The organism is Blastomonas sp. AAP25 (assembly GCF_001295965.1).
In the GTDB taxonomy this organism is placed as follows: Bacteria; Pseudomonadota; Alphaproteobacteria; order Sphingomonadales; family Sphingomonadaceae; genus Blastomonas; species Blastomonas fulva.
Genome location: NZ_LJHP01000020.1, coordinates 277,030 through 290,760, shown reverse-complemented (window position 1 = coordinate 290,760; position 13,731 = coordinate 277,030). Strand labels below are relative to the sequence as shown.

Annotated in this window: 11 protein-coding genes and 1 tRNA gene; 3 read left to right on the top strand and 9 right to left on the bottom strand. The window is 63.6% G+C overall.

Annotation, left to right across the window (positions count from 1 at the left end; genetic code table 11):
- Positions 1-1,077, top strand: a complete 1,077-nt coding sequence (locus tag IP68_RS14505) for a class I SAM-dependent methyltransferase (RefSeq protein ID WP_054135705.1) — start codon at positions 1-3, stop codon at positions 1,075-1,077.
- A 15-nt stretch (positions 1,078-1,092) separates the two neighbouring features.
- On the opposite strand, the gene IP68_RS14500 is transcribed toward IP68_RS14505, so the two are convergent.
- From IP68_RS14500 to IP68_RS20280, 4 genes are all read right to left on the bottom strand, one after another.
- On the bottom strand, positions 1,093-1,860 hold the full coding sequence (locus IP68_RS14500; protein WP_054135704.1) for a carboxylesterase: 768 nt from the start codon (positions 1,858-1,860) through the stop codon (positions 1,093-1,095).
- 129 nt (positions 1,861-1,989) lie between these two features.
- Complete coding sequence (locus IP68_RS14495; RefSeq protein WP_054135703.1) at positions 1,990-2,181, bottom strand: helix-turn-helix transcriptional regulator; 192 nt, start codon at positions 2,179-2,181, stop codon at positions 1,990-1,992.
- Positions 2,181-2,600: a hypothetical protein gene (locus IP68_RS14490; protein ID WP_054135702.1), complete on the bottom strand. Its 420-nt coding sequence runs from the start codon at positions 2,598-2,600 to the stop codon at positions 2,181-2,183. The genes IP68_RS14495 and IP68_RS14490 overlap by 1 nt, the downstream gene beginning before the upstream one ends.
- 3 nt (positions 2,601-2,603) lie before the next feature.
- Complete coding sequence (locus IP68_RS20280; protein ID WP_156318163.1) at positions 2,604-2,780, bottom strand: hypothetical protein; 177 nt, start codon at positions 2,778-2,780, stop codon at positions 2,604-2,606.
- 507 nt (positions 2,781-3,287) lie between these two features.
- Between IP68_RS20280 and thrS the strand changes: the two genes are divergently transcribed.
- A complete protein-coding gene (gene thrS / locus IP68_RS14485; protein ID WP_054135701.1) occupies positions 3,288-5,285 on the top strand; it encodes a threonine--tRNA ligase in 1,998 nt (665 codons plus the stop codon).
- A 153-nt stretch (positions 5,286-5,438) separates the two neighbouring features.
- On the opposite strand, the gene IP68_RS14480 is transcribed toward thrS, so the two are convergent.
- The 5 genes from IP68_RS14480 to IP68_RS14460 all read right to left on the bottom strand — a co-directional run bounded on the left by IP68_RS14480 (position 5,439) and on the right by IP68_RS14460 (position 13,311).
- Complete coding sequence (locus tag IP68_RS14480; protein WP_054135700.1) at positions 5,439-8,741, bottom strand: TonB-dependent receptor; 3,303 nt, start codon at positions 8,739-8,741, stop codon at positions 5,439-5,441.
- A gap of 460 nt (positions 8,742-9,201) precedes the next feature.
- On the bottom strand, positions 9,202-10,476 hold the full coding sequence (clpX, locus tag IP68_RS14475; RefSeq protein WP_017671687.1) for an ATP-dependent Clp protease ATP-binding subunit ClpX: 1,275 nt from the start codon (positions 10,474-10,476) through the stop codon (positions 9,202-9,204).
- Positions 10,477-10,641: 165 nt separating this feature from the next.
- Positions 10,642-11,268 carry an ATP-dependent Clp endopeptidase proteolytic subunit ClpP gene (clpP, locus tag IP68_RS14470; protein ID WP_054135699.1) on the bottom strand — a complete coding sequence of 209 codons (627 nt, stop codon included), beginning with the start codon at positions 11,266-11,268 and terminating at the stop codon, positions 10,642-10,644.
- A gap of 292 nt (positions 11,269-11,560) precedes the next feature.
- Complete coding sequence (gene tig, locus IP68_RS14465) at positions 11,561-13,159, bottom strand: trigger factor (protein WP_054135698.1); 1,599 nt, start codon at positions 13,157-13,159, stop codon at positions 11,561-11,563.
- A gap of 67 nt (positions 13,160-13,226) precedes the next feature.
- Positions 13,227-13,311 (bottom strand) — tRNA-Leu (locus IP68_RS14460).
- A 146-nt stretch (positions 13,312-13,457) separates the two neighbouring features.
- Between IP68_RS14460 and IP68_RS14455 the strand changes: the two genes are divergently transcribed.
- On the top strand, positions 13,458-13,649 hold the full coding sequence (locus IP68_RS14455) for a hypothetical protein (protein ID WP_054135697.1): 192 nt from the start codon (positions 13,458-13,460) through the stop codon (positions 13,647-13,649).
- Positions 13,650-13,731 lie beyond the last annotated feature (82 nt).

Here is a 13,731-nt window from a genome sequence, read left to right as displayed (position 1 = left end):
GTGGACGCGCGAGAGGACATCGGCCCTGAAGACACCGGTCTTGAGGCGATCTTCCGGCGGCTGATCGGCGCGACCGGGCCGATCAGCGTCGCGCACTACATGGCCGAGGCCAACGCGCATTACTACAACCGCGCCGATCCGCTGGGCAGCGCGGGCGATTTCATCACCGCGCCCGAGATCAGCCAGATGTTCGGCGAGATGATCGGGCTGTGGCTCGCCGACCAGTGGCAGCGCGCGGGCAAGCCTGCGCTGTGCCATTATGTCGAATTCGGCCCCGGTCGCGGCACGCTGGCAAGCGATGCGCTGCGCGTGGCCGAACGCTTCGGTTTGCGCCCGGCGGTGCATCTGATCGAGGGCAGCAGCCGGTTGCGCCAGGCGCAGCAGACTTTGATCCCGCAGGCGACTTGGCACGACGGGCTGGACAGCGTGCCGCGCGAAGGGCCGCTGCTGATCGTCGCCAACGAATTTCTCGATGCGCTTCCGGTCCGCCAGATCGTCCGCGCCGAGCAGGGCTGGCGCGAGCGTGTGGTGCTGCACAATGGCGAGCGGTTCCTGCCCGTGGCGGGTGCGCGGCCGATGGACACCGCGGTCCCTGCCGCGCTGGCCGACAGCCCGGTGGGGACGATCCTGGAAACCTGCCCGGCGGCCAGCGGCATGGCCTATGAGATCGCGGTGCGGCTGAAGGCGCAGAGCGGCACCGCGCTGTTCATCGATTACGGATACAGCACGCCGCAGACCGGCAGCACGCTGCAGGCGGTGCGCGCGCACCAGAAGGTCGATCCGTTTGCCGATCCGGGCCTCGCCGATCTCACCGCTCTGGTCGATTTCGCACAACTCAAGCAGATCGCGCTGGCCGGCGATGTCGATTGCCTGGGGCCGGTGGGGCAGGGCGACTGGCTGATGGCGCTGGGCATCGGCGAGCGCGCGGCGACGCTGGCCCGCACCCAGCCATCGCAGGCGCAGGCTTTGATGGATGCGCTCGACCGGCTGGTCTCGCCCGACCAGATGGGCGCGCTGTTCAAGGTGCTGGCCTATCGCGGCCCCGGCTGGCCGCAGGGCGAAGGGTTTGCCGGATAAGGTTCTGCCAGGTGGTCAGCCGTCAAGGCTGCCCAGCAGATTGCCCACGGTCTGGATCAGCAGCGCAATGTCGCCATCGCGCGACAGCCGGTGGTCGCCGTCCTTGATCAGCAACAGCTGCACGTCTTGGCTGCGCAGCTGCTTCTGCGTTTCCAGCGCATATTGCCACGGCACATCGGGGTCGTTCTGCCCCTGGATCAGCCGCACCGGGCAGTCGATGCCGATTTCGCCGATCAGCACCCGGTTGCCTTCGCCCGACTGCCAGAAGGTGCGCGTGGTCACCATCGGCTCGGGGCCATATTCGCTGGGTTTTTCAAGCCGTCCCTCGGTGAGGATGGTCATCTTCTCTTCCTGGCTGAAGCCCCACATGGTGAAATCGGGCGCCGCAGCGATGCCGACGATCCCTGCCACCCGCGCCGGCCGTGCCAGCGCAACCAGCAGCGCCAGCCAGCCGCCCATCGAGGAGCCGATCAGCACCACCGGGCCGCTGACCACGGTGTCGATCAGCGCCAGCACATCATCGCGCCAGTCGGCCAGCGACTGGCTCTCGAAGTCCCCGCCGCTCGATCCGCATCCGGCATAATCGAAACGCAGCATCGCCAGCCCCACGGCCTGCGCCCAGCCATCGAGCGCGAGCGCCTTGGTGCCGGTCATGTCGCTGGCATAGCCGGGCAGGAACACCAAAGTGGGCAGCGCGGCTTTGTCCGGCGCGGCGCGGCGGTGGTGATAAACGAGCCGCGGGCGATCGCCGCGGTCGAGGAAGCTGGTGCTGGGATGGTTCATGCCGCCGCCTTAACCGACCCGACCGGGAGAGGCCAGAGGGGTGTCTGGCACCTGCCTCTCCCTTCCCGCAGGCAGGAGGGGAGAGGCGTGGGCACACAGATCTCGCGCGAGGGCTATAACTGGCGCCCGTCAATCGCGCAGGAAGATCGCCTCGATCGGCAGCTCGAACAGGTCGGCGATGCGGAAGGCCAGCGGCAGAGAGGGGTCGTATTTGCCGGTCTCGATCGCGTTGATGCTCTGACGCGAGATCGCAAGTGCGTCGGCAAGGTCGCCCTGGGTCCAGTCACGCTCGGCGCGCAGCACTTTCAGCCGGTTCTTCATCAGCAGGGCCCCGGATCGCCAAAGCCGAAGCGATTGACCAGCTGGCCCAGTGCCAGCCCGATGCACCAGATCGGGAAGACGAAGAACACCCCCAGCTTGGGCACCTCGGGCGAATAGAGTTCGAGCACACCCCACACGCTGGTGATGGCGAGCGTGGCGCCGGTGGCGACGAGGAACTTGCGCACCTCGAGCATCCGCAGATATTCGTCGTCGAGCTCGATCAGCAGCCGCCCCATCGCCCACAGCCAGCCCAGCGCAGCCATCCCGGGAAGCAGCGCCAGCCCGATGGTCAGCGCGCTCGCCGGGGCGTTGTCGGGCACCAGCGCGGTGGCGAGCGCAATGGCGGCGATATAGGCAATCGTGATCGGGATGATGCGCTTCATGTAGCGGCGCATCGCCGGATGATCGTTGGCGCGCATCGGTCAGGCGGCCTTGCGCCGCACGCAGCGGCCCTTGGCGTTGATCGAGATCACCGCGAGGATCGGCAGCGTGGTGAACAGCGCCTGCGCCGTGCCGTCGGTGATCACGTCAAAGGTGTTCAGCACCGCCAGCCCCATCATGGCAAGCGCCCAGCACAGCGCATGGAAATAAGCATTCATGGTCAAGCTCCCTTGATTCGATGTAAAGGAACATTGTCTTTTTTCAGGGCGAATGTCAAGTGTCCTTGATAAAAGGTTTGGGGAGCTTGTCGTGCAACTGCTCTCCCCTCCCGCAAGCGGGAGGGGCAGGCCCGGCTTTCCGGGCCGGGGTGGGCCTGGAATTCGCTGCGGGTCACGCCCACCCCGGCTTCGCCTGCGGCTCAGCCACCCCTCCCGCATGCGGGAGGGGAAAGGGATCGCACCCGCCCTAGTGACTCGCCTGCCAATCCCCGCTATACCCCGCCCATGGCGAGCATCCGCACAACCCTTGCGACTACCACCACTCCGGGCAACCGGGGGCGGTTCGTCGCGGGCTGATTGCTGCGACGTTCCAGCCGCCCGGTGCGGGTGGCTCTGGCGTCGGCTCCTCGCACTTCCTTTTCATCCCAGGCGCTGAAACTTGGCCCCTTTTGGGCTGCGCCGGATTGTGCCATGGCGCAGGAACAAGCGACAGGAAAGACACGCAATATGTCCGAGCTTCTGAAGATCAGCCTGCCCGATGGTTCGGTGCGCGAGATGCCGCAAGGGTCGACTCCGGCGGATGTCGCGGCCGCGATCGGCCCCGGCCTTGCCAAGGCGGCAATCGCCGCGCGGGTCGATGGCGAGCTGCGCGATATCATGCGGCCGTTCGAGGGGGATGCGCAGCTGGCGCTGGTTACCGCACGCGACGAGGCCGATGCGCTGGAGCTGGCGCGGCACGATTTCGCGCATATCCTGGCCGAAGCGGTGCAGAGCCTGTTCCCGGGAACGCAGATCACCTTCGGGCCTTCGACCGACGATGGCTTCTATTACGACTTTGCGCCAAAGGAACGCCCGTTCACCGACGAGGACCTGCCGGTGATCGAGGCGGAGATGCGCCGCATCATCGCCGCCAACAAGCCGCTGCGCCGCGAAGTATGGGAGCGCGACGCGCTGATCGCGCGCTGGACCGAGCAGGGCGAGACCTTCAAGGCCGAATGGGCCGCCGAATTGCCGCAGGGCGACGAGATCACCGTCTACTGGTCGGGCGGCGAGTGGATGGACATGTGTCGCGGGCCGCATCTCGCCTCGACCGGCAGGCTCGATCCTGCTGCGTTCAAGCTGACGCGCGTGTCGGGGGCGTACTGGCGCGGCGACCAGCGCAACCCGCAACTCTCGCGCATCTATGGCACCGGCTGGCTCAACAAGAAGCAGCTCGATGCGCATCTGGTCCGGCTGGAGGAGGCCGCCAAGCGCGACCACCGCAAGATCGGCGCGGAGATGGACCTGTTCCATTTGCAGGCCGAGGCGCATGGATCGGTGTTCTGGCACCCGCGCGGCTTCGTGATCTACCGGGCGCTCGAAGCGTATATGCGCCGCCGTCTCGATGCCGCGGGCTATCTCGAGGTCAAGACCCCGCAGGTGATGGATGCGCGCCAGTGGGAGCAGTCCGGGCACTGGGGCAAATATCGCGAGAACATGTTCGTCATCCCCGACGAGGTGCCCAACACCGAGGACGAAGGCCCGGTGGTGTCGAATGATGCTGCCTGGATGGCGCTGAAGCCGATGAACTGCCCTGCGCACGTGCTGATTTTTCGCCAGGGCATCAAGAGCTATCGCGACCTGCCGCTCAGGCTCGCCGAGATGGGCTGCTGCCACCGCAATGAGCCGCACGGCGCCCTGCACGGGCTGATGCGGGTGCGCCAGTTCACGCAGGACGACGCGCACATCTTCTGCCGCGAGGACCAGCTGGTCCAGGAGATCAGCCAGTTCTGCGACCTGCTTGATGTCGTCTACAAGGACCTGGGCTTTGGCGACTACGCGATCAAGCTCGCCTTGCGCCCCGAAAAGCGCTTCGGCACCGACGAAATGTGGGACTGGTCGGAGCAGTCGATGCGCGATGCGGTCGCCGCCACGGGCCGCAACACGGAAGATTGGGGCTGGGAAGAGCTTCCGGGCGAAGGCGCCTTCTACGCGCCCAAGCTGGAGTTTCACCTCACCGATGCGATCGGCCGTACCTGGCAGGTCGGCACGATCCAGACCGATACCGTGCTGCCCGAGCGGCTCGATGCCAGCTACATCGCCGAGGATGGCAACCGCCACCGCCCGATCATGCTGCACCGGGCGATCCTGGGCAGCTACGAGCGTTTCATCGGCATCCTGATCGAGCATTATGCGGGCAAGTTCCCGCTATGGCTCGCGCCGGTGCAGGCGGTGGTCGCGACGATCGTTTCGGACGCCGACGATTACGCGCGGGAGGTGGTCGCAGCGCTGCAGGCGGCGGGAATCCGTGTCGAGGAGGATCTGCGCAACGAGAAGATCAACTACAAGGTGCGCGAGCATTCGGTCGGACGGGTCCCCAACATCCTGGTGGTCGGTAAGCAGGAGGCCGAACAGCGCACCGTGGCATTGCGCCGCCTGGGGCAGCAGCAGCAGCAGTTCCTCAGCCTCGACGAGGTCGTCGCTATGCTCAAGGACGAAGCGCTTCCGCCCGATCTGAAGGGCTGAGCCCAACCGTTCGCCAATCAAAAAGCCCCCTGTTCCACGGCGGAACAGGGGGCTTTTTCGTGTCCGTAACGCTCGAGACATGGCCTAAGAAAAAGGGCGCGATGGTCGAAACCACCGCGCCCCGATCCTCTCCCATGAAGGGAATAGGCTAGATCAGAAGGTGATGCGTGCGCCGAAGCGAACCGACCACAGCGAACCGTTGAAGTTCACCGCTTCGGCCGGACGCTGGAACGTGGTGCCGGTGCGGTTGGCATACACATACTGAGTGCAGGCCGGTGTTGCGCAGGTCACGTTCACCAGCGTGCCGTAATAGGGGAAGCCAACCTGACGGATGGTGCCCCAATCGGAGTCGAGCAGATTGAGGACGTTTTCGACGTCCGCCAGCAGCTCGAGCTTGGCACCAAGCACGAACGGAACTTCCTGACGCAGCGACAGGTCAAGCTTGTTGTAGCGGGGGCTCTTGCCGATGTTCTTCGGTGCGATGCGGCCCTGATACTTGTTCAGCTCGGAACCCTGGACGAAGCGCTGGAAGCCGGCAAAGTCGAAGCCAGCCGCATAGCTGACCAGCGGGTCGGCCGTCGCCGAGGCGACATTGGGCACATACATGGTGTAGCGGTTGTTGGTGCCGGTGGTACCGAAGACCGCCGAACGGTTGTTGCCCGATGCCTGGTCGGCAAAGGTGTAGCTGTAGCGCTGGCCCGAGAGCGAGTTGAAGAACAGCTCGAACCGGGTGGTGTTGTCGCCGAACAGCTTTGCGTCATAGCCGGCCACCAGACGGAAGGCATCGTCACGCTGGTAGTTGGAGATGCCATAAGCCGAGAAGTTCGGATCTTCTGCCGCCGAGTTGGTGTAGTTCGAGAACGCCACCGACGAGGTGCCCGGGTTGAGATCCTTGGCACGCTGGTAGGTATAGGCACCGCCCAGACGCAGGCCGTTGTCCCAGCGCTTGTCGAACCGGGCCACGATGTTCCAGCTGTAACCCTGATCACGGTTGGTCATCAGGATGTCGGTGTTGGTGGTCGCGCCCTGGCCGGGCAGCACGCTGTAGCGCGGACGGCCATCGGGCAGAACGCCGGTCGCGACCGAGCGCAGGTCGGTCCATTCCAGACCGTCCTTCACCTTCGAATAGACCACATCGACGCCGAAGTTCCAGTTGTCGCCCAGGAAGCCGAGATCGGCGTTATAGTCGATGGTTCCCGAAACGCGCCACTGCGAGGGCACCTTGAAGTTCGGGTCGAGCGCGTTGGTCGGTGCCTGTGCGGTGCCGGTGGTGCGGATCGCATCGATCAGTGCCTGCGGGATGCCGGTGCCGCCCGAGACGTTGTTCAGCGTGGCAGCGCCGATGGCCTGCACCTGCGCGGCGGTCAGGCCGGTGATGCCTGCGATCGCGAAGGTATCAGGTGCACCGTTGAGGCCCTGCACACGGCGAACCTGCGCGCGGCCCAGCGTCGGACCGGGGTTCGAATAGCTGTTCGAAATCCACACGTTGGGGTTGCCGCCACCGAACAGGCCGGCCGAACCACGGATGGTCAGACGATCGGTCGGCTTCCAGTTCAGGCCGAAGCGCGGCTGGAACAGCTGGCGACCGTTGAGGGTCTGCGCGTTGGTGAAGCCGAAGCGGTTGAAGAAGTCGTTGTTGACGAACGGGCGATCCGGCGAGTCGAACAGGTCCCAGCGGAAACCGGCGGTCACGACCAGAGTGTCGGTGACATCAACGGTGTCCTGCAGACCAAAGGTCCAGCTGTTGTTCTCGAACTCGGCGGTGACGGTGTCAATGCCGCCGCGCAGCGGAACGGCAAAGTCGAGCTCGCTGGCGCGACGGTTCTGAAGCCCTGCAATCGAGTCGAAGTAGAAGGCACCCGAGACGCGCTGTGCAAACAGGTTGCGGATGTCCTGCGTGCGGCGCTCGGCGATCAGCTTCAGCGTGTGGTTGTTGAGCTGCAGCGTGGCCTGGAACTCGATGTTCAGCGACTGAGCATCCAGTTCGTTGGCCTGGCGGCTGACGTCCGGACCAAAGGTCAGCTGGCGCTGGCCTGCAGAACAGGCAAGGGCTGCCTGGGCAGCGGTCTGACCGGTGATCGGAGCAGGCGAGACCGGGTCAAGGCAGGTGCGGAACTCACCGAATGCATTGGCGCCGAAGGGCTGCTGCAGACGGACATAGTCGGCGTAGGACGCACGCAGCTGGGTCGAGAAGTTGTCGGTCCACTGGTCGTTGAACTGGACGATGCCGAAGTGGTTGGTGGCGCCCTGGTTGTAGTTGTTCGAGAGCAAGGCGAAGTTCGGGTTGGTCGCCGCCAGTGCACCGATGCCGGTCTGGCCAGCGGTCACGTTGCCCTTGTTGTAGATGTAGGTGAAGGTCGCGCGGTGACCGTCGGCGATGTTCCAGTCCACCTTGGCGACGAACTTGTCGTCCTTTTCCGGAATGTTTCCGGCGACGCCCTGAGTGTCGAAATTGTAGACGCTCTGCGCGATCGACGAGATGTTGCTGATCTGCGCATCGGTAATGCCCAGAGCTGCCGGTTCGAGGGGTGCGGGCACCACGTCACGCAGCCGCTCATAGGTCAGCGAGAAGAACAGCTTGTCCTTGATGAGCGGGCCGGTGAGCTGCGCGGTGTAGATCTTCGATTCATAGGCACCAGCGCGACGCAGGCCGCGGGCGGTGTCGCCGCGCAGGCTGTCATCGGCATAATAGAAGCCGGCAAGGCCCGTAAAGCGGTTCGAACCCGACTTGAGCTGCGCGTTGATCGCGCCGCCCTGGAAGAAGCCCTGCTGGATGTCGACAGGCGCGACTTCGACCGAGAATTCGCCGATCGCATCGAGCGGAACCGGACCGCGGGTCGACACCAGGCCGCCGGCTTCCAGACCGAAAGGATCGCCGAACGCGACGCCGTCGACGGTGAAGCGGTTGAAGCGGTTGTTCTGTCCCGCGATCGAGATCGCGCCGCCGTTGGTGGGATCGAGGTTCACGCGCGGATCGCGTGCGGCCAGGTTGCGGATGTCGCGGTTGACGTTCGAGACGCCTGCGATGTCACGCGCGGTCAGCACGGTGCCTGCGCCCGATTCCAGCGAGGTCGAAGCGGCGATCGACGATGCGGTCACGACGATGACGGCCTGCGACTGCAGTTCGATCGGCAGACGGAAGGGCTGGCCTGCCTGCAGGAAGATGTCGGTGACCGACGACTGTTCAAAGCCCGGTGCGTTCACTTCGATGGTGAAGGGACCGCCGAGACGCAGGCCGGATGCGCTGAACGTGCCCGACGAATCGGTGACGGTCGAAGCCACGGTGCCCGAAGGTGTGTGGATGACGCGGACTTCAGCGCCGACCAGCGGCTGACCGTCGCCGGTGACGGAACCACGGATAGACGAAGTCGTTTCCTGAGCATGCGCAGGGGCCGCCATGACGGTGGCCAGCGAGAGCGCCGCAGCGCTCGCTGCGAGATAATAGCGAATTTGCATGTGTCTTTTCCCCGTTTCTTGCCGCCCGGTGGACACTGGCGGCTATGAAAGCGCTCTCACAATCAAGAGATGAGCGGCGCACTAGTCGGCGCTAAGGACATAAAAGCGAAAACAATGTGAAGGATATGTGACAGTTTTAAGTCACGATATGACAGTGGCTCGACGCTCGCTTTTCCTTGACAATATATCGTTATAACTCAGTGAGTTGAATCAACATCAGGCACCCTGCAGGCCAATCGGGCTTGGGACCCTTGTTGACGCTTCAGGACGTTTTGTTCGCAACTGCGGCATAAATGACACGCCTCTGCGCGGCAAAATGGCGATGTTTGCGACATGGCCGCGCATGCTGCACCTGCGAACGGTTCGACTCGCGCTCGGCCATGCAAAAAGGGCGCGGAGGTCAGCCCCCGCGCCCTTTTCAATCAGTCCGGAACCGCCGCGGCAAGCAGCGATCGATCGATCAGGCGGCGTCGCCCGCCTCGATCTTGTCCTTGGCGGCAAATACCTGGATCGGGTCCTTGCGGCCCTCGACCACATCCTTGTCGACCACGATCTCGGCAACGCCCTTCATGCCGGGAAGCTCGAACATGGTATCGAGCAGCATCGCCTCGACGATCGAGCGCAGGCCGCGTGCGCCGGTCTTGCGTTCGATCGCCTTCTTGGCGATCGCCTCGAGCGCGTCCTCGGTGAAGCTCAGCTCCACGTCCTCGAGCTCGAACAGCTTCTGATACTGCTTGATCAGCGCGTTCTTGGGCTCCTTCAGGATCTGCACCAAAGCGGTGATATCCAGGTCTTCCAGGGTCGCGATGACCGGCAGGCGACCGACGAATTCGGGGATCAGGCCGAACTTGAGCAGATCCTCAGGCTCGGTCTTGGTGAGCATCTCTCCGGTCTTGCGTTCCTCGGGCGAGGCGACATGCGCGCCGAACCCGATCGACTTGCCCTGCAGACGATCACCGATGATCTTTTCCAGACCCGCAAACGCCCCGCCGCAGATGAACAGGATGTTGGTGGTGTCGACCTGCAGGAACTCCTGCTGCGGATGCTTGCGCCCGCCCTGCGGCGGAACGCTGGCGGTGGTGCCTTCCATCAGCTTGAGCAAAGCCTGCTGCACACCTTCGCCCGAGACATCGCGGGTGATCGAGGGGTTTTCGGCCTTGCGGCTGATCTTGTCGATCTCGTCGATATAGACGATCCCGCGCTGCGCCTTCTCGACGTTGTAGTCAGAGGCCTGGAGCAGCTTGAGGATGATGTTCTCGACATCCTCGCCGACATAACCCGCCTCGGTCAGCGTGGTAGCATCGGCCATGGTGAAGGGCACGTCGAAGGTCTTGGCCAGCGTCTGCGCGAGCAGCGTCTTGCCGCAGCCGGTGGGGCCGACGAGCAGGATGTTCGACTTGGCGAGTTCAACCTCGCCCGAGCCCTTGCCCGAGTGGTTGAGCCTTTTGTAGTGGTTGTGCACCGCGACCGACAGCACCCGCTTGGCGCGGTTCTGGCCGATGACGTAATCGTTCAGCACGTCGCAGATTTCCTGCGGGGTAGGTACGCCGCCATCCTTCTTGCCAGCCAGGCCAGCCTTGGATTCCTCGCGGATGATGTCGTTGCACAGCTCGACGCACTCATCGCAGATGAACACGGTGGGCCCGGCAATCAGCTTGCGCACTTCATGCTGCGATTTTCCGCAGAAAGAGCAGTACAGGGTGCTCTTCGAATCGGAACCGCTCAGCTTGGTCATAGCTCTTCCTTCTGTTCCGGCGCTTGGGTGCCCGGAACGTGACGTTTCAGCCTAATGCCAAAAACGCAGAATTCAACACGCAACACCGATCATGCCGACCGGTGTCGCGCCTGAACCTGCAGCAGCACAGGCAACGGGGCATCCTGATATAGGATGCAAAACCTGTTAATTCCCTGAATCTTCAGAGGGCGAAGGGCGCTTTTCCATCACATGATCGACCAGGCCGAATTCCTTGGCCTCGTGCGCTTCCAGGAAGGTGTCGCGATCCATCGCCTTTTCGATGGTCGCAAGGTCCTTGCCGGTGAACTGCACGTAAAGGTCGTTCATGCGCTTGCGAATGCGCAGGATCTCGCGCGCCTGGATCTCGATGTCCGATGCCATGCCGCGCGCGCCGCCCGAAGGCTGGTGCACCATGATCCGGGCGTTCGACAGCGCGGTGCGCATGCCGGGTTCGCCTGCAGCGAGCAGGAAGCTGCCCATTGATGCGGCCTGGCCGATGCACACGGTCGCCACGCGAGGGCGGATGTACTGCATGGTGTCATAGATCGCCATGCCGGCGGTGACTACGCCACCGGGCGAGTTGATGTACATCGAGATATCCTTCTTGGGATTCTCCGATTCGAGGAACAGCAGCTGCGCCACGATCAGCGAGGCCATGTTGTCCTCGACCTCGCCGGTGACGAACACGATACGCTCACGCAGCAGCCGCGAGAAAATGTCAAAGCTGCGCTCTCCGCGGTTCGACTGCTCGATGACAATCGGAACCAAAGCATCGCGGACGGTATCGTACATAAACGGGCCTTCTTTCTGCTCTTGTATATCAGCCGTCTAAATCGGCCTGTTTGCCCAAGAGTTCAAGCCCCGATGGCGGCGCCGCGCTGATTTGACAGCAGGCCTGCCTTCTCCCTTGATGGGAGAAGGATACGAAGCCTTGCCGAGCGAAGCGCGGCTAGGCGCAGTTGGATGAGGGTGATGGGAAGCGCCAGCGTCGCTGACACCCTCACCCAGCTTCGACTAGGCAGCGAGCTGCCAAGTCTGCGCAACCCTCTCCCATCAAGGGAGAGGGTCAGGCAATGCGTGATGGTCAGGCCTTTTTGGCGGCAGCCTTTTTCGGAGCGGCCTTCTTTGCAGCAGGCTTGGCGTCTGCAACTTCTGCGGCAGGCTCTTCAGCCTTTGCAGCAGCCTTTTTGGCAGGCGCCTTTTTCGCGGGCTTTTCAGCAGCTTCGGCTTCGGGCTGTGCAGCGGGTTCGGCGTCCTTCTTGGCCGCCTTCTTCGGAGCAGCCTTCTTGGCCTTGGGCTTTTCGTCATGGCCATGGTCGTGACCGCAATCGGGCCCATGGACGTGACCGCCGTCTTCCTCGGCTTCGATCGCGGCTTCCAGTTCCTCGCGAGTCACCTTGCGCTCGGTGATCGTCGCCTTGTCGAACAGGAAGTCGACGACCTTGTCTTCATACAGCGGAGCGCGCAGCTGGGCTGCGGCCATCGGCGTCTGCTGGATGTATTCGGCAAAGCGCTGGCGGTCTTCCTGGCGATACTGCTGCGCGGCCTGTGCCACCAGCATGCTCATTTCCTGCTGCGAGACTTCCACGCCATTGGCCTGGCCGATCTCGGAGAGCAGCAGGCCCAGACGCACGCGGCGCACCGCGATCGAGCGATACTCCTCGCGGTCCTTTTCCATCTCGGCGCGCGCGGCCTCGACGTCTTCTTCCTGCGATGCTTCCTGCTCCAGCTGCGCCCAGATCTGCTCGAACTCGGCTTCCACCATCGAGGGCGGGACTTCGAAATCATGGGTTTCGGCGAGCTGGTCGAGCAGGCGACGCTTCATGTGGGTGCGGGTCAGGCCGCCCAGTTCCTGCTCCAGCTGGCCCTTGATCAGGCCGGTGAGCTGCTCGAGGCTCTCGAGACCAAGCGACTTGGCGAAATCGTCGTCCAGCTTGGTGTCGCCGGGCTTCTTCACTTCGCCCACGACAATGTCGAAGGTCGCGGCCTTGCCGGCCAGATCCTTGGCGCCGTATTCGGCGGGGAAGGTCACGTTGATGACGGCTTCGTCATTGGCCTTGAGGCCGACGAGCTGGTCTTCGAAGCCGGGGATGAGCTGGCCCGAACCGATGACGACGGCCATGCCTTCGCCCTTGCCGCCTTCGAACGGAACGCCATCGACCTTGCCTTCAAAGTCGATGATCACCTGGTCGCCGTCCTTGGCCTTGTAGCTCTTGGCGGCGGTCTCGTAGCTCTTCTGGCCATCGGCGATGCGCTGCAGCGCTTCGGTCACCGCGGCATCGCCGGGCTCGACGGTCAGCCGCTCGAGCGTGATCGAATCGATCGAGGGTGCAGGCACCTGCGGCAAGACTTCAAGCGACAGCTTGATTTCGGCGTCCTTGCCTGCGGCATAATCCTCGGCCAGATCGACCGAAGGCTGGATGGCGGGACGCAGGTTGTTCTCGCGAATCGCCTTGTCGACGCTTTCCTGGATGGTCGAGTTCAGCGCATCGGCATGAATCGACTCGCCATGCATCTTGCGAATCAGATTCGCAGGCACCTTGCCCGGGCGGAAGCCGGGCATCCGCACCTGCGGGGCAATCTTTTTCACTTCTGCATCCACCCGTGCTTCCAGATCCTTGGCAGCGATGGTGATGGTATAGGCCCGCTTGAGGCCTTCGTTCAGCGTCTCGACAATCTGCATCGGCTTAAACTCTTGTCTTTCCATGTTTTGAAAGGGTGATTGCTCCCTTTCCCGGCCATCAGGACGATGGTGCGGGCGAAGGGACTTGAACCCCCACATCTTTCGATACCAGAACCTAAATCTGGCGCGTCTACCAGTTTCGCCACGCCCGCGTCGCGGTAATCAAGCGCGTGCGTCTAAAGAAGGTTGCCACAAAGGGCAAGGGGGGCAAATCTGGGGTTTTCATGGCGACTGGTGCCACGATGGCGCAACCGGGTGACCGGGCAGGCGTAGATATGACACCGAAAGGAACCTCATCATGGCTACACGTCCCGAAGATCCTGCAATTCCCCCGCCTGACCGTATCGATCCGCAAACCCCCAGCGAGTTGCCCGTCAACGACCCGCCGATGGAAGATCCGGTTCGCGAGCCGCCCGAGATGGACCCCGTCCAGCCCGATGTGATCGAGCCGGGCCGCGGCCCCGACGAAATGCCCGGTCAGCTGTCCTGATCGACAATCCGCCCGCAACACGGGCCTGAACACCAAAACGCCCCGGCGGGATCATCCCGCCGGGGCGTTCTTGCGTCTGGAC

Coding starts and splice junctions, on each gene's coding strand:
- IP68_RS14490 (WP_054135702.1), bottom strand. CDS start 2,600: ATGCGCGCCAACGATCATCCGGCGATGCGCCGCTACATGAAGCGCATC.
- IP68_RS20280 (WP_156318163.1), bottom strand. CDS start 2,780: ATGAATGCTTATTTCCATGCGCTGTGCTGGGCGCTTGCCATGATGGGG.
- tig (WP_054135698.1), bottom strand. CDS start 13,159: ATGCAGATTGTCGAGACGCTGAACGAAGGCCTCAAGCGGGCCTATACC.
- IP68_RS14500 (WP_054135704.1), bottom strand. CDS start 1,860: ATGAACCATCCCAGCACCAGCTTCCTCGACCGCGGCGATCGCCCGCGG.
- thrS (WP_054135701.1), top strand. CDS start 3,288: ATGTCCGAGCTTCTGAAGATCAGCCTGCCCGATGGTTCGGTGCGCGAG.
- clpP (WP_054135699.1), bottom strand. CDS start 11,268: ATGTACGATACCGTCCGCGATGCTTTGGTTCCGATTGTCATCGAGCAG.
- clpX (WP_017671687.1), bottom strand. CDS start 10,476: ATGACCAAGCTGAGCGGTTCCGATTCGAAGAGCACCCTGTACTGCTCT.
- IP68_RS14455 (WP_054135697.1), top strand. CDS start 13,458: ATGGCTACACGTCCCGAAGATCCTGCAATTCCCCCGCCTGACCGTATC.
- IP68_RS14480 (WP_054135700.1), bottom strand. CDS start 8,741: ATGCAAATTCGCTATTATCTCGCAGCGAGCGCTGCGGCGCTCTCGCTG.
- IP68_RS14495 (WP_054135703.1), bottom strand. CDS start 2,181: ATGAAGAACCGGCTGAAAGTGCTGCGCGCCGAGCGTGACTGGACCCAG.